Genomic DNA, 15845 nt, shown 5'->3' with positions numbered 1-15845 from the left:
TTCATTCATTCATATCCTTCTTCTGCTTTTTCATTATAGCATAGAAACGGGGAGAATAGACTTCCTTAAAGCTATTTTGCTGAAAATTTATTAAAAAGTTTTCATAATAGAGATTAATATTATGCTTAATTTGAGTAAATTTATGTAAAGGAATTTTATCATCAAAAACTTCAAGTAAGTTCAATCCCAAAGGAGCAATAAATGAACGTTCAAAAGTCAAATTCAACAAATTTTCACCTCTTTGGTAATATTTTTCCTGAATTTTCAACCATTTTGGTGAACAATAATAAAGTTGCCGACGAATAAATTCTGCTAGTTTAAGATCAACAATAAGTGGTATTGTCAGTAACTTTTGTGATAAAAAAGGCAGTCGTAATTGCTCAATAAGTCGTCCTTCCCCAAAAGGAATTTCTTCTTGTAAATAAATAATTTTTCCACGCAAATCTTCATGAATCAGGGATTTTAATCTCATCTTCTGAGCTTTGAAATCTAACTCCCAATAATAGAAACCTCTATTTTCTGAAAAATAGACTAGATTTTTTTGAAGTTCTGTTATTTGGTCTTTTAACCATAAATCTTGCCCCATAAGCCAAAGTACCGTAAAACCGTGGACTTGATAATTCTCTGTCCTTTCTTTTAAACGTTTCATAGAAAGATGAGAACATTGAATTTCAATAGCTATTGTATCATTTACCAATAAATCTGGCCTCTGCTTAAATTCAGGAATATAAGCTTCAATTTCCACCTTATCAGTTTTTTTAAACCATTGATAGAGTGCTTTTTTTAATCCTAAATGTTGTTCAGATTCGTTTTCAAGCCATAAGTCGCAAGCTTTGAGAGATTTATGAGCAAAGTGAGGCATCTTTATTTCACCATTTTTTATAAATAACTCTGATTTACAAGAAGGACAAAAATATTTTCCTGTCAGTTCTTTTACTTCTATTTCTAATAAGTTTACTACTTGTCCATTTTCATCAATTGCTGTCAACATATCTTACTATACGAAAAAAGTATTTATTTGTAACCAAAAAAGTTACTGACAGAAAGTTGTCAGTAACTTTTTATTATCTTTGATTCCAAAAATAGCCAATTTGTGAAACAATAGCAATACTCAAAAAGATAGCCACAATGATTCCTACTCGTATCATATGTTTTTTCTTTTCATAATTTAAAACAGCAATAAATTCACGAATAAAAGCTGGAACACGATAATACATAGCTGTCTTTCCACCCTTCCCACCTTGAGCTTCAAGTTTTAACATTGCTGCAAAAAGAGCTGCTCGAAAAACATGGTAATCAGAAGTGAAGAATAGAAATTTTTCCCTAATCAATTGAGAAGAAAAAAACAGGTTTTCGTAAGTTGTTCTTGATTGATCTTCAAGCATTGTCCGCTCAATCGGAAAACCAAGAACTTCAACCGCATACCGTTGCATAGCTCTAGCTTCAGAAACTTTCTCATCAGGACCTTGTCCACCTGAAAAAACTAAAATTGTTTCATTATCGCGGACAGCTTTGACCGCTGCCAAAATTCGATTTCCTAACAATTTACCCACATGTTCTCCCTGAATTAACCCTGCGCCTAGGACAACATAGTAATTTGCTCTTTGTTTTCGAACACGCCGACCATAGACCCAACTTGATAAAAAGAAAATTCCAAATTGCCAAGCAAGATAAATTGAAAGAATGGGATAAACCATTCCTAATATTTTTAGCCAAATCCAACTATCCGGTAATCTGCCCATTGAAAGATGAATCCAGTCAACTACTAAAAAGGTCAACACAACAATAGCCAATAAAAGATTCCCTATCGATTTTGATTCTCTGCGCCACATCTTTATTGTTAACACAACGATACTTATAGGTACAATAATACCGATTATCATTGGTATGATTAAGAACATCACAACTGCTTCAGCAATAAGTAATAATAAAAGTACATTTTGATGCAATTCGGTTAATACTAATCCTGAACCAATAATTCCATTAATTGTAATCCACAAAAAGAGCAAAGCAAAAAATGATAAACGCCCCAATCGTAACGTTCTTAAATCCTTCAGTTTTCTAATTTTCCACCAAAAAATAAACGTCAATACTGCAAAAAGTATTGTTGGGATTACCCCAATAATAAATAAACCATTCTTTATATCCATGCTGTTATTATACCTTGACTTGAAGCAAACTGTCAATCAATTGCGCCAAGTCTTCTTTTGAATAAATTTTGTAAACTATATCTTGTATTTAGCCTAGATTTAATAATAAAAAATGACCTTTATGAAAAGTCATTTCAATTTAAAATTTTTTAACGTTCTTTTTACTCATAAAAGAACACTTTAATATAATTGATTGCTTGTTTATTATGAGGCATTTCAGCATGTGATGTATCTTTGCCTTTAATAAGATAATGAACTACAGAATTTCCATTTTTCATCAGTAAACGATAGATTGAAAAACTATCCGCCCAAGGAACTGTACCATCGGTTTGCTTTTCACTATCGTAATCTCCCGCAAGCAACACCGCTTGAATACTTTTATCAACTCGTTCATAATTTTGCAACCAATAATCATAATATTTCGTCTTAACTTTAGGACCATCCGTCAAAACTTGGGCTAGCGTTTGATCCGGTTGTGGAGTACTGGCATTAAATTGACCATCAAGAGAGACCCATTTTTTTATTGGAGGAAGGCTACGGTCATATCCATATTCAATTAAATAACGGTAAACACCTGAACCTCCTGCAGAATATCCTAAAACATTCGCATAAGGAATATTATAATGCTTACCAAGATAAGACATAATCGCTTTTAAAGAACCCTCGTACTTCAAAGAATTATTGGTCCCTTTGACCATTCCCACTTCTATCGTTGGATATGTATTATGCTTATCAATTTTACCAGTCACTTTAAGTGAATAATTATTATCTGTATCAACGACGATTGTCAGTCCCTTTCTAGCCCGAGTATCTCGATCAGAAGTTACATCATTAACCATAGTATTCATAGTTGATGCTTTGCCATCAGAACCTGTAATATAAATAGTAGGATATACCGGTCGATTATCATCCGCTAAAGGTGGGTGGGGAGCTAAAATAAACCGCCCAATAATAACACCAATTATAAATACACCAATAAAACTCACAATAAGAGAAATATTTTTTTCATGCTTTGCTTCTCACATATTTCTTTAGATTACTCACATTTTTTACATTCAATACTCTTTCATTTGATTTTAGCATAAATTAGCCAAAGCAGTAATTTTTTTATCTTTAGATATGCATTATATTTGTTTCATTGGCTTGCGACTAAAGCTGTGAGTAAAAAAGACCCGTCATTTACTGACGAATCTTAATTTTTTAAAGTACTGCCAAAACAGCGAAGTTAATCAAGAATAAAAGTGCAACAACCCAAATGACAGGTTTTACTTCTTTCACTTTTCCTGTGAACAGTTTGACCAGAATGTAAGTGATGAAACCAGCTGCAATCCCATAAGAGATTGAGTAAGCAAGTCCCATAAATACTGAGGCAAAGAAAGCAGGAATTGCTTCAGTCAAATCACCCCATTTAATTTCTTTAAATGAACCAAGCATCATCATCCCAACAATAATCAAGATTGGTGCAGTTGCTTGTGTTGGAACAATTGCAAGAAGTGGTAAGAATAAACTTGAGACAGCAAACATAATTGCCGTTACAACAGATGCAAGACCAGTACGTCCCCCTGCACCAATTCCGGCTGCAGATTCCACATAAACAGTTGTATTTGATGTTCCGAAAATTGCTCCGATTGGAGTGGCAATCATGTCAGCAAACAAAGCTTTATCCATTTTAGAAGAGAAACCATGACTTGTTTCCATATCTTTCAAATCTTCATCTGTAAAGATTCCTGTTGCGCGACCTGTTCCAATAAAGGTACCAATTGGGTCAAAGATAGATGTCAATGAGAAAGCAAGGACTGTCATCAAAACTTCAATATAACGTGATGAGTCTGAGAATAAAGAGCCAAAACCTTTTGGACCAAAAGCAGCACCAAAGGTTGTTCCCATTTGATTGATAGCTGTTCCTAAGTTGTTTTCAGCAAATAAAGTATTCACATCAACTTTAACTACACCAGTCAAAAGAGCTAGGATAGTTGTTACTAAGATTGAAAGTAAAATTCCTGCACGCCATTTACGAATAACAAAGAACATTGTCACTACAATCCCAACAAGTGCGACTAATACGCCTGGGTTATTAAAAGTTACAAGTTCTGGAACAATTGATGAATTTGCTGTAATAGTTCCATGGTTGTTCACATAAGTTCCTGGGTCAGCGATAAAACGCAAAATTCCTGCATTTTTAATCCCAATATAGGCAATGAAAATACCGATACCACCACCAATTGCGTGTTGTAAACTTTCAGGAATTCCAAGAATGATTGCTTTACGAATGGAAGTAAAAGTAATAATAATATTGATAATCCCACAAATGAAGACCATTGCCAAAGCTTCTTGCCAAGTATAACCAAGAGATAATACAACAGTGTAAGCAAAGAATGCATTTAGACCCATTCCGGGTGCCAAAGCGTAGGGAACATTAGCGATTAAGGCAATTGCAAGTGTCCCAACAATAGAGGCCAAAATAGTTGCTAAGAAAACTGCTTGGACAGGCATTCCTGTTGTACCCAAAACTTGTGGGTTAACAAAGAGGATATAACTCATAGCAAAGAATGTAGTCAAACCAGCCATTATTTCACGGCCAACTGTTGTGCCGTTTTCTTCAAGTTTAAAGAACTTGTTCACGAATAATTTCTCCTTTTAGGGTCTGTGATTAAAATTTCAACCCTTTGATAAAAAGTTGTCTTTGCTTTTTAAGCAAACACGTCATAAAATAAAAAACATTATATTATTATTCTAATCAGTTTTAGTTAAGGAAACAAGAAACTTAGCATAAAAACTACTCTAAATCCTTTAATTATTCGGTAATAACGAACAAGCTTTTTAAAAAGTGCTTTCTTGTTCGTAGAACATGGTAGAGTTCCGCTCCTGCTTCTAACTATGATATAATGAATGAATTGACAAATAAATTTTAGAATAAGGGGAGTTTGAATGGAGAACTACAAAGAACGTAAACTGATTGCAATTGATTTAGATGGTACTACTTTGCAGTCTGATGGACGTTCAATCAGCCGTTATACCAAATATATTTTTAAACAGGTAGAATCACTCGGACATATTATCTGTATCACAACCGGACGCCCTTTTAGAATGTCTTTAGATGTCTATCGCGAGCTTGAGTTGACAAGTCCAGTCATTAATTTTAATGGGGCTTTGATTTCAATGCCTAATGATAAAAACTGGGAACATACAAAATCTTATTATATTGATCGTTCCTTCATTTTTGACCTTTTGAGGCACCAACAAAATTTTAATCTCCATTTCTTTGCCGTTGAATATCGGCGAAAGTTCTTTCTAAACACTTTCCGTAATGTCGAGCCCAAGCTCTTTGGTGTAGAAAAATTTCAACCCTATAATCGACTTCGTGCAGACCGAGTTACTGAAAATCCTCATGCAGTACTCCTTTCCACTCGCCAAAAAGATAAATTAGCATTGGCAGAGGAAATGAAACGTCATTATAATGGCAAGATAGATGTCGGCGTTTGGGGTGGACCGAATGGCATATTAGAAGTTGTTCCTAAAGGAATTTCCAAAGCCTCTGGTCTTAATCATCTACTTAAAGTTCTTGATATTCCTTTAGAGAATCTTATTGCTTTTGGAGATGAACATAATGATATTGAAATGTTTAAATTAGCTCCCAATGCTTATGCTATGAAAAATGCCTCTGCTAGACTTACTCCTTATGCCAGTGAAATTCTTCCTTGGACAAATGATGAGGATGGTGTAGCTAGACAGCTTGAAAAACTTTTTTTAACCCCGAATAAATAAATACCAATCGATGATTGGTATTTTTATTTTTACAAAATAATTTTTAAATGACAGTCTGTCAAATTCTTTTGACAGCTCCTTTTTTTGAAAATGTAAATAAATCGGCTTATAATGAAAGAGCATACATCTCTAGGAGATGTCTAGTTTTTAACAAAGATTTCAAAATACTAAGGAGTGCTTATGAAAGTTTCAATATTCTCCACTTGTGTGATGGACCTGATGTTTCCACAAGTTGGAATTGCCATGGTTGAAGTCCTTGAACGTTTGGGGATTGAAACAGATTTGCCAGAAGAACAAATTTGTTGTGGACAACCTACTTATAATTCAGGGTTAGTTAAAGAATCCATGCCAACAATCAAAAATCAGATTGATGCTTTTGAATCTTCTGATTATGTCGTTGGGATTGCTGGTTCTTGCTCAGGGATGTTTACAGAATATCCCCATATGTTCGACGAAAATGACCCTTATAAGCAAAAAGCAATTGATTTAGCGAATAAATCCTATGAATTCACCCAATTTCTTTATCGGGTTTTAGGCCTTGAAGATCTTGGTGCCACATTTAATGGCGAAAAAGCAACTTATCACCGTTCTTGCCACATGACTAGAATTCTAGGTGAACGAGAAGCTCCATTCATTTTATTGGATAAAGTCAAAGGGCTTGAAGTTCTTTCTCTTCCTCATTTGGAAAATTGTTGTGGCTTTGGCGGAACTTTTTCAGTTAAATCTCCTGAGATTTCAGAGATGATGGTCACTGAAAAAACAAACGATATTCTATCAACTGGTGCTGAAATCTTAATTTCTGCTGACTTAGGCTGCTTGATGAATATTGGTGGAAAATTGAATCGCGAAGGTAAAAAAATAAGAGTGATGCATATTGCTGAAATTTTAAACACAAATGTCGATTTAGAAAGAATAGATGCTGTGAAAAACCCAGCATTTATCAAAGCATAGGGGGAGAAAATGGGACTTTCTACAAGTACAAAAACTTTCGCTGAACGTTTAGAAGAGAGTAAAAAAGACCAGTTTGCTAAAGCTGCGGTAGCCAAAGCGCAGGATGCCCAATGGGAGAAAAGAGAATCTGCGCGTGATGAGCTTGGAAATTGGCAAGAATGGCGTGATATTGCTGAATCCATTCGTCAACATACTTTAAAATATTTACCCCATTATCTGACAGAGTTTTCAGATAATGTTGCGGCTCGTGGCGGTCATGTTTTCTTTGCCGCTGATGCTAAAGAAGCCAATGATTATGTTAAACGGATTGTTCTTGAAAAAAACGCGAAAAAGATTGTCAAATCAAAATCAATGGTGACCACGGAAGTCGACATTGACCCAATGCTCGTTTCGCTTTCTGATGATATGGATATTTTGGAAACAGACTTGGCTGAATTTATTTTGCAAGTGGCTGATTGGGATGAGCCTTCACATATTGTTTTTCCAGCCTTGCACAAAAATCGTGATCAAATTCGTGAAATATTTGCTAAAAAATTAGGCTATGAGGGTGATAATAATCCAGTTAATTTGGCTCGCTGTGCTAGGGATACCATGCGTAAGCTTTTCTTAAAATCTGAAGTCGGAATTACCGGTTGTAACTTTGCCATTGCCAACACTGGTGACATTAATTTATCGACCAATGAAGGAAATGCTGATTTAACAATTTCAATTCCTAAGACACAAATTGTTCTGATGGGAATGGAACGGATTGTTCCATCAATCAAAGAAGCTGAAATTTTAGATAATATGCTTGCTCGTTCTGCCGTTGGTCAAAAACTGACAACTTATGTCACTTTTGCCGGTCAACAGGCCGACGACGAATCCGATGGTCCTGAGGATTTTCATGTTGTCATTGTTGATAATGGACGCTCAAATGCGATTGGAACTGCTTTTGAAGCTGTTTTACAATGTATTCGTTGTGGTGCTTGTCTGAATGTTTGCCCAGTTTATCGTCAAATTGGTGGACATGCTTATGGTTCGATTTATCCTGGACCAATCGGTTCAGTTCTCTCTCCCGTTTTAGGAGGTTATGAACAATATGGTGATTTACCTTATGCTTCAACCTTATGTGGGGCATGTACTGAAACTTGTCCGGTAAAAATCCCTTTGCATGAACTTTTAATTGAACATCGCAAAGTGATGGAAGATGATCTTTCAATGCATCATGATGGCTCTTTTGTCAATTTTGAAATGAATACGATTGGGAAAGGAACAAGTAGCCCAGCACTATTTGGGATGGCGATAAATATGGCTCACACTGGTCTTAATATGTTACCCAAAGCTAAGGAGGTCAGCGTTGAGGGTTCTTTATTTAACTATGGCGCCGTTAGAAAAGCTCCTGCTCTAGCTAAAGGTTGGACAGATGTCCGAGATTTGCCAATTGCTCCGCCACATAAAGAACAATTTCGTCAGTGGTATAAAAAACATAAGGCAGGTAAATAAATATGACAGGAACTATTGAAAATCGAAGTAAATTTTTAGAAACTTTATTTGAAAAACGTGGGGGTGTAGAACTTCCATTTGAACCTTATGTTCCAATTTCAGATTTGCCTGAGACACATTTGGCTCATTTAACTACTGAGGAATTATTGGATATTGCTAAGGAGCAAGCCAGCCGAGTTTCTGCTAATTTAATTGAAACCTCTTCTTTTGAAATGAATGAAGTGATTCGCCAATTAATTGAAAAATCTGGTGGCGGACAAGTCATGATTCCTTCAACAGATGAATTTGAAAAATTAGGAGTGAATGTTATTTCAGACCAATTGGTGAAGTGGAAAATTGGTAAAGAAAATCGTGATGAAAATATTAATGCTGCCCAAAATTCTAATGTCGTCGTGGCTGTTCCTAAATTTTTCCTCGCTGAATCAGCAACGATTGTAGTCGAATCAGAAGCTGGCCAAGGGCGTTCTTTACACTTCTTACCCACTCATTATATTTCTGTAATTCCACTAAGTCGTATGGTTCCTCGTTCTACCCAAGCTGCGGCTTGGTTTGATGAACATAAGAAGCCTGGGTCAACCCTTCATTTTATTTCTGGCCCCTCAAATTCTGGTGATATTGAGATGCAACTTGTGGTTGGACTTCATGGTCCTTTGGAAATTAATTATGTGATTGTCAAAGATTTATGAAAGGAAAAAACTCTGCTGACAGCAGAGTTTTTTATTATTATTTTACTGACAGATGTGTTGTCAGTAATTTTTGCTTAATCGCGATTTCCACCTGCGATACCGAAAAGACGGAGCAGGAAGAGAAACATGTTGATGAAGTCAAGATAGAGTGAAAGTGCCATTGAAATTGCCCAACCATCACTTACTTGTCCATTGTTTGCATTATAAACCTGTGTAATTTTTTGATTATCCCAAGCGATAAGCCCTGCGAAAATCACAACACCTACTAGGCTAATAAGGATTGTAAGTCCTGTACTTGCAAAGAAGAAATTAAGAAACATTGCAATAATCAAGCCCCAGACTGCAACACCAAATGCTTTACCCATTGCCGATAAATTACGTTTAGTAAATCGTCCATAAACAGATAAACCAAAGAACATTGCTGCTGCCGTAACAAAGGCTAAAGTAATATCAGTGGCGGTATACATCAAAAGTGTAAAACTAATCAAGAATCCCATAAATGCCGCATAACCGATAAAAATCGGTAGTGCCATTTTTGAGTTTTTCATTGCTAACCCTTGAAGTGATACTACCATCACTAAAGGAATAATCCAGAGTACAAGGAAGAATAAACTTCCACTTTGGAGAATTGCTGTCATGTTATCTAAGAAAAATGTAATCATTATCCAAGAAACGAGTGCAGAAACTAATACTCCTGCTCCCATCAACGCATAAATTTTACTGAAAAATGCATTCAATCCATCGCTTCTTTGGTCAAAGATAACATTATTATCATTCATATTTTTCATTATATTTGGCCTCCCTTTTTAATTTAAATCTAAAACTATTTTACCAAAATTTGGGCTTTTTGTCATCAGTCTTAGGTCCTATTTTTTAATAATATATGGTTATTTACTCTGATTTAATACAATTAAATACCTTGATATCAACATTTCTATTAATCTAACTATATTCTACCACATTTTGGAACGTAACATAAAACGTAACACTTAGAAAATGTTACGTTCGCTATAACTTGCACCGCCGTGCGTAAAATTGAGAACCATGAGTGAGCACTTATTGAGTGCTTTTTGTTATGATTTTTGCTGGACTCGAACCAGCGACCGAACGGTTAGCTACCAACTAAGCTAAAGAACCGATTGTGATAATCAAAAGCGCCTTTATTGGTTATTATAAGTGGCAGGCGTGGACTGCTATTGATTATCTACATACTTTAAGTGATTTTATTATTGTCCACTAAATTAATTATACAATATTCCATGAAAAATAAAAAATGCCAGCAGATTGCTGACACCCGTGTTTAAGACTTTCATTATATCATATTAATCCTAATTAAAAACCACTCTATAAAAGAGTGACCCTAATTTATGCAAAGGAAAGTGTGTGTTTCCTCTTGCTGGCTAAGTATAACATACTATCCTGGAATTACAACATCGTATTAAAAAAACTGAAGCTACTGCTCCAGTTTATGCACGATTTTCAAATATAATTATGCTTTTGTGATATTGACTGCTTGAAGTCCACGTTGACCTTCTTCAACATCAAATTCAACTTTTTGACCTTCGTCAAGTGATTTGAATCCATCAGATTGGATTGCTGAGAAGTGAGCGAACAAATCTTGTCCATCTTCAGAGCTAATAAAGCCAAATCCTTTAGTAGCGTTAAACCATTTTACTGTTCCATTTGCCATAATATTTATTTCCTTTCGACAAAATTGTAAATCTCATTTTGCGAAAAGTGAATCTATAAAACATTTTACTCATGACAAAATCTACTTTCTCATAATAACACTAATTATACTCAATGTCAAACTTCCTATTTATTAATAAAACCCACATCATTACGACATGGGTTTTATGAACTGTAAGGAAAGCAACTAATCTTTCCGTCCAACAAGTATAACACTAAGGTTAGTTAAAGTCAAACTCACTATTAATTGAAAAATAAAAAGCCGCTCACAATTGAGCAGCTAAAGATGACAGGCGGTGCTTTCGTTGTACCAACCTTACGCTAAGTATATCACTTTAATCAGGTATTGCAATGATAAACAAAAAGCCACCCCAAACGCAAGAGGGCAGCTCTGATATATAGTAAGGAGTCTACTAAGCTCCTACGCTAATCATAACACTTTAAAATTTAAAAACAATAGCAAAATAAAAAAGCCACTCCGAAGAGCAGCTTAACTCTAGAAATAGGATGAAATCTCACAAACATCCCGAATACATTATAACATAATATCATTGACAATTGTTCATAAAATTGTTAATATTATAATAGTTAGTGCAAGTTAATCTAGTTTTATACTATATTATTCATACCTTGCTCTAATCACGTTTCGGCACTGGCTTAATGCTAGTGCTTTTTTATATAAAAAAATGCCTCATAAGGGGGAGGAGGCATTTAAGAAAAATTTTATAACGAGCTTCTCATGGATGAAGAAAGCTCAAGGAAATAAAATATCATGATGATTTATTATAGCGCTATCATTATTTTTTTTCAAGAAAAAAGCGCCCCAGTTAGGAGAGGAACGCTAAAGAGTAAATTTATGAAAAATTATATATTTTTGGGTAAATATAGTATATATCTACTTCCTTAACTAGAACAAAAAGCCCTGTTTAAGGGCAGACGTCATCTTATATAGGTAAGATGAATTCATTCTACTACTTTTTGTATTCGTTTTCAAATAAAAAACACCGTCACTTAGTCAAAACGATGTTCTCGGAGTTATTTATAACCTTATGTAAAAGGATAAAATTATTATACAATTTACTGTTTCCGTTGTAAAGAAAAACGCCCCGGAGGGCGAATATTAATCATTTTTATTTTCTTCTTCGGAAAGCTTCATAAGCTCTGAAACATTTAAAGTCGGAAAAACAATTGCCTCATTTTTATCTAAAACTGTCACCATAGAAACTATAGCTCTCAGATAAGGTAATAAAATAGCAGTTCCGTTAACACCAAGATATTGATGTTTTTCTTTGTCAGATGTTAAATCTTCTCTGAAAGTAAAGTAACCGGATATAATAACATCTATTTTTCTTTTTTGTTCCTTTTGAGGAAGGCTTATATCCAATGTCACCACACCTACCTCTGAATCGTCTGATAAAGCTCCAGAAACTAAAAACTTCATTTTAGATTTAGTGCTTTCATCCTCATTAAGGATAATATAATTTATTTTTTCTACTTCATATCTTTTAAATTGAATAACTGGAGCGTCCATTTTTTCTCTCTATAATCTTTATAACATTACGCAGCCATCACTGTTTCACTTGAAATCAATACGTCATAAAAACCAAATGGCTTAGCATTTAAAAGCCCTGATTTATTTTTCACATCTTTATCATTAGAAGAATCATCTTCGATACTGTAAACAACTTCCAATAATTCTACTTTGTCAAATTCATATATATGTTTTTTTTCCAAAAATTCTTCAAAACCCTTAGAAAATTCACTAGCAAAGATTGGATCGTCCAACTGATTAGATAGTTTTTTTAATTTAGTTAACATGTCCATCACGAAAACACCTCCTTATGCTTTTTCTTGATTATATCATAATGAGTAGGCTTTATACAATAGATAACCTTATATTTATTTGTTACTTTACTTCTTTTCAATAGCTCAGTTTGAGGAGTATTAGGATAGTAGGTACTAAATCTGACTAATTTACAACCTAACACTTCACATAAATAGTCAACTTTTTCACCCAAAGATTTCCCTCTAAATTGTACAAGTTTGGACACCTTGGATAAAATATCTTGATACTCTTTTTCTTGAGCATAATCCATTAAATCTAACATATGATCAGAGGAGTATTCAGCAGATACAACCAAGAGACTTAAATCTTTCTTTTCTTTATATTTTAATTTTTGCCCTAACCAATAATCAGCATTGCCTCTATTATCCCAAAAATACATTCCTATACCTGAATATTTACTATCCGATTTATGCTCACTAATAATCAACTCATTATTTTTAATTAAATTATCAATCTTTTCGTTTGTATTAACATGATACAATGTTGTTTTCTCTTCCATACGAATGTTATTATATCATATAAATTAATAATAAAACAAAAAATCCCGCCGAAGCGGTGTTATACTTTAGTTTGTTTTTTAATAAAGTGTCTAATTAAAGTAGAAGCTTCAAATAGTATAGATAATATAAAAGAAATTCCCCCTATCAAAAGAATTTGATTAGACTGCTCAAATTCGCCGAAAGCTAAAACCTCAATACTTAGTATAATAACAACAAGCCAAGTTCCTTCAAATTTCATCTTACTACCACCACTTTTAGTTTTATTAAAAAGTATATCATATTCTGAAAAATAAAAAAAGTCCTGACTAAAATCAGAGTTTATTCCTATGATAACTAGTAACTTAACTTATGCTATACTTAAAATAACTAAATTAACTCTATAGGCGGAATTATATATGTTCATTTTTTATGTTATTGTTGCTGCTTTAATATGGGCTGGAGTATCATACTGGTTACATAAAAACAAGCCGCTAAAGAATGCTGGTGAAGTGCAGCAGGTATATTTGATTATAACAAGCATAAGTGTGATTATTATAGCGCTAATCATCCTCGTTTTTCTTATTTATATGATGGTATCCAGCAAATCATTAGATAACTTATCCTGGGCTATCATTTGTATATTAGTTATCGCTGTTGCCGCATTGTTCTTCAAAGAAAATAAAATTTAAAAAAGCCTGGCCAAAGCCAGGGTTTATTTTATAGTTTATTCAAATTTAATAGATATTGAAATATTTATTTTAAGAACAGAACCATTAAATCTTCATCAAAATATTTGTCTCCAGTTTTTAAGGCATTTATTTCAACCCCATATTTCTCAAAACCTAGATGCCCATAAAGTTTTACCGCTGAAATATTATTTGAAACAACTGATAACCTTATTTGTTCTAAATCAGGATATTCTTCTTTTACTTTATTAATTAAGGTAGATAATAATAGTTTGGCTAGACCTTTATTTTGGTAATCTCCATGAATGAACATTCCATATATATCACCCTTATGTCTGTCCTTTTCACCAATTTCTTTATGAAATGAAACCATTCCTATTAATTCTTTTCCGTCAAAAATTCCCATAAAGAATTTGCTGGAGTTTGGCGATATTCTTTCTATAATTTCTTGTTCTGAGAACTTCACTTCTCTCTCGTAAGTAGACCCAAAAGATTCAGAGGCTGCCTTTAAAGCATTCAATCTCAATTTTTGATATGAACTCCAATCACTTTTATCAATTAGCCTTATTTTCATAATCCACCCCCGTTGTTAAGTGTATTTTACCATAAAACAAAAAAGCCCGCTGAGAACGGGCTTTAAAAACTGATTTCTTAACTACTATTATATCATAGCCCTTTAGGGGACTTTTTATTTGTTTTATATTTTGTATTGCGATGAAACTAAACTTACAAGGCTATTTTTCACGATATCCTCGCATATAATTTTTCATATATTCAGGATTCTTTGTTTCCCATTTTTTACGAACTTTCTTACGAGCTTCTTTTCTACATTCTTCGCTACAATATCTTTCTTGCTTGGCGGTATTGAACAAATTTTTGCAAGTTTTGCACCGAATAACGCTCATTTTTCTTCCTCCTTTCTGCTTGTTAAACACATACTCAAGAAAAAATATGTACAGTGACGGCGTGAAGTACGGAGTAACCCAGAGGGAGGGGGCTATGCCCCCCCATAGTTTCTTTAAAAATATTTTCAGATTTAAAAAATAAAATTAATAAATAATAAATTAATATAAATATTTTTTTATTAATCATAAACCTTTTAGTAAGTTGCTCAATGCTTGCTTAGTTCGTTCCGTCTTGTCGGTATCGACTCCGTGCTTGCTTTCATATTCAGATTCAATCTGTTGCATAGCTTTTTGTTTAGCAGTTTCAATTTCTTTGTCACGCTTTAACTTATTATCATTGTAATTTCTTTCGGCAACTTGTTTCATCAATCCATTAATCTCATCACGTTCGGCGTTCGCCTTATCTCTCATCTTGTCAAAGGCTTCTTTGCTCCGCTGTCTGCTCGTCTCCTCTCGTTCTTTGCGTTCAATCTCTGCGCCTTTTCGGATGTCCTCAACCCAATTGCCTGTATGTTGTTGGCTGTTGTCTTTGATTGTTTCTGTCATGGTGTCCCCCCCTTTTATTATGCGTTCATATCATCAAGAAATGTGTTGCCAAGATATTTAAAGTTATAAACATTTCGGACTGAGTTGTTTCGTTTATACTCTACCGCTCGCGTTATTCTGGTACCGTTTGACGCTACTAAACAATCGGCGTCTTTGTAAACATCATACTGCGCAATACGTAACAACTCATCAGCTTTATGGTAGACCGCATTAGATTCATCAGCCAATGCCTTGAGTTCTGCCATTAGCTTAGCGCCCTTAATATTTAACTCATCTTGTAACGTATCGGCGGCCTTTTCAATATCTGAGACCAATTGATTATACTCCTCCTTAGACACTAATGGTGTATTTTGCAATTTGTCTAACTGCTTTTGATACAATTCAATAGCGTGTTGTGATGTCCATATATCCCCCTTGGCTTTATCATAAGCTACTAAGTCAGCGGTCTCCTCGGCTGTGATTAATTCCTCATTAGCGATTTTTAAGGCTCTTTCCGCTTTTTCTTTATTATTTTTAAACTTCTCAATTTCCAATAAATTACCGTCTTTTTGATTGATAAGTTCTGCTTCAATTTCTTCAAATGTTTTCATTATGGTTTCTCCTGTATTTATTTGTTAGTAAATATATATTATAATCGGAACTATTGATAGTTCCTGTAAT

General features: G+C 34.1%; 19 protein-coding genes. 5 read left to right on the top strand and 14 right to left on the bottom strand.

Features of this window, described 5'->3' with window-relative positions:
* Position 1: 1 nt before the first annotated feature.
* From MHB61_RS00565 to MHB61_RS00550, 4 genes are all read right to left on the bottom strand, one after another.
* Positions 2 to 991 (bottom strand): competence protein CoiA, encoded by a 990-nt coding sequence (locus MHB61_RS00565; RefSeq protein ID WP_014570680.1) that lies wholly within the window; start codon positions 989 to 991, stop codon positions 2 to 4.
* A 73-nt stretch (positions 992 to 1064) separates the two neighbouring features.
* Positions 1065 to 2150, bottom strand: a complete 1086-nt coding sequence (locus tag MHB61_RS00560) for a YdcF family protein (RefSeq protein ID WP_003130405.1) — start codon at positions 2148 to 2150, stop codon at positions 1065 to 1067.
* A 161-nt stretch (positions 2151 to 2311) separates the two neighbouring features.
* A complete protein-coding gene (locus tag MHB61_RS00555) occupies positions 2312 to 3136 on the bottom strand; it encodes an alpha/beta hydrolase (RefSeq protein WP_023164441.1) in 825 nt (274 codons plus the stop codon).
* Positions 3137 to 3350: 214 nt separating this feature from the next.
* On the bottom strand, positions 3351 to 4772 hold the full coding sequence (locus tag MHB61_RS00550; protein ID WP_003130403.1) for an NCS2 family permease: 1422 nt from the start codon (positions 4770 to 4772) through the stop codon (positions 3351 to 3353).
* Between the two features lie 306 nt (positions 4773 to 5078).
* Here MHB61_RS00550 and MHB61_RS00545 point away from each other — a divergent pair, with 306 nt between their 5' ends.
* The 4 genes from MHB61_RS00545 (at position 5079) to MHB61_RS00530 (ending at position 9034) form a co-directional block, all read left to right on the top strand.
* On the top strand, positions 5079 to 5915 hold the full coding sequence (locus MHB61_RS00545) for a Cof-type HAD-IIB family hydrolase (RefSeq protein WP_003130402.1): 837 nt from the start codon (positions 5079 to 5081) through the stop codon (positions 5913 to 5915).
* Between the two features lie 180 nt (positions 5916 to 6095).
* Positions 6096 to 6866: a (Fe-S)-binding protein gene (locus MHB61_RS00540; RefSeq protein ID WP_010906112.1), complete on the top strand. Its 771-nt coding sequence runs from the start codon at positions 6096 to 6098 to the stop codon at positions 6864 to 6866.
* A 9-nt stretch (positions 6867 to 6875) separates the two neighbouring features.
* On the top strand, positions 6876 to 8348 hold the full coding sequence (locus tag MHB61_RS00535) for a LutB/LldF family L-lactate oxidation iron-sulfur protein (protein ID WP_003130400.1): 1473 nt from the start codon (positions 6876 to 6878) through the stop codon (positions 8346 to 8348).
* 2 nt (positions 8349 to 8350) lie between these two features.
* On the top strand, positions 8351 to 9034 hold the full coding sequence (locus tag MHB61_RS00530) for a LutC/YkgG family protein (protein WP_003130398.1): 684 nt from the start codon (positions 8351 to 8353) through the stop codon (positions 9032 to 9034).
* Positions 9035 to 9108: 74 nt separating this feature from the next.
* Here MHB61_RS00530 and MHB61_RS00525 read toward each other — a convergent pair whose 3' ends face one another.
* The 6 genes from MHB61_RS00525 to MHB61_RS00500 form a co-directional block, all read right to left on the bottom strand.
* Positions 9109 to 9822: a Bax inhibitor-1/YccA family protein gene (locus MHB61_RS00525; RefSeq protein WP_003130397.1), complete on the bottom strand. Its 714-nt coding sequence runs from the start codon at positions 9820 to 9822 to the stop codon at positions 9109 to 9111.
* A gap of 701 nt (positions 9823 to 10523) precedes the next feature.
* Positions 10524 to 10724 carry a cold-shock protein gene (locus tag MHB61_RS00520; protein ID WP_014570681.1) on the bottom strand — a complete coding sequence of 67 codons (201 nt, stop codon included), beginning with the start codon at positions 10722 to 10724 and terminating at the stop codon, positions 10524 to 10526.
* A 1119-nt stretch (positions 10725 to 11843) separates the two neighbouring features.
* Positions 11844 to 12254, bottom strand: coding sequence for a protein-export chaperone SecB (locus MHB61_RS00515; RefSeq protein ID WP_003132877.1), 411 nt, complete (start codon positions 12252 to 12254; stop codon positions 11844 to 11846).
* Positions 12255 to 12280: 26 nt separating this feature from the next.
* Positions 12281 to 12547 carry a hypothetical protein gene (locus MHB61_RS00510; RefSeq protein WP_014570682.1) on the bottom strand — a complete coding sequence of 89 codons (267 nt, stop codon included), beginning with the start codon at positions 12545 to 12547 and terminating at the stop codon, positions 12281 to 12283.
* The gene (locus MHB61_RS00505) at positions 12547 to 13068 is read right to left on the bottom strand and encodes a hypothetical protein (protein WP_003132879.1); all 522 of its coding nucleotides are present in this window, start codon (positions 13066 to 13068) and stop codon (positions 12547 to 12549) included. The genes MHB61_RS00510 and MHB61_RS00505 overlap by 1 nt, the downstream gene beginning before the upstream one ends.
* A gap of 59 nt (positions 13069 to 13127) precedes the next feature.
* Positions 13128 to 13307, bottom strand: coding sequence for a hypothetical protein (locus MHB61_RS00500; RefSeq protein ID WP_003132880.1), 180 nt, complete (start codon positions 13305 to 13307; stop codon positions 13128 to 13130).
* Between the two features lie 157 nt (positions 13308 to 13464).
* On the opposite strand from MHB61_RS00500, the gene MHB61_RS00495 reads away from it, so the two are divergent.
* The gene (locus MHB61_RS00495) at positions 13465 to 13737 is read left to right on the top strand and encodes a hypothetical protein (protein WP_043991155.1); all 273 of its coding nucleotides are present in this window, start codon (positions 13465 to 13467) and stop codon (positions 13735 to 13737) included.
* 64 nt (positions 13738 to 13801) lie between these two features.
* Here the strand turns inward: MHB61_RS00495 and MHB61_RS00490 are convergent, their stop codons facing one another.
* The 4 genes from MHB61_RS00490 to MHB61_RS00475 form a co-directional block, all read right to left on the bottom strand.
* Positions 13802 to 14308 (bottom strand): GNAT family N-acetyltransferase, encoded by a 507-nt coding sequence (locus tag MHB61_RS00490; protein WP_010906208.1) that lies wholly within the window; start codon positions 14306 to 14308, stop codon positions 13802 to 13804.
* Positions 14309 to 14468: 160 nt separating this feature from the next.
* Positions 14469 to 14639: a hypothetical protein gene (locus MHB61_RS00485; RefSeq protein WP_012898380.1), complete on the bottom strand. Its 171-nt coding sequence runs from the start codon at positions 14637 to 14639 to the stop codon at positions 14469 to 14471.
* Between the two features lie 183 nt (positions 14640 to 14822).
* Positions 14823 to 15185 carry a hypothetical protein gene (locus tag MHB61_RS00480; RefSeq protein WP_003132811.1) on the bottom strand — a complete coding sequence of 121 codons (363 nt, stop codon included), beginning with the start codon at positions 15183 to 15185 and terminating at the stop codon, positions 14823 to 14825.
* Between the two features lie 17 nt (positions 15186 to 15202).
* Positions 15203 to 15775, bottom strand: a complete 573-nt coding sequence (locus MHB61_RS00475; RefSeq protein WP_003132810.1) for a hypothetical protein — start codon at positions 15773 to 15775, stop codon at positions 15203 to 15205.
* Positions 15776 to 15845 lie beyond the last annotated feature (70 nt).

Origin of the sequence: Lactococcus sp. FSL K6-0773 (assembly GCF_038006485.1) — a bacterium.
Classification (GTDB): Bacteria; Bacillota; Bacilli; order Lactobacillales; family Streptococcaceae; genus Lactococcus; species Lactococcus lactis.
The sequence above is the reverse complement of the archived record's forward strand: the minus strand, read 5'-3'. Positions and strand labels throughout refer to the sequence as shown.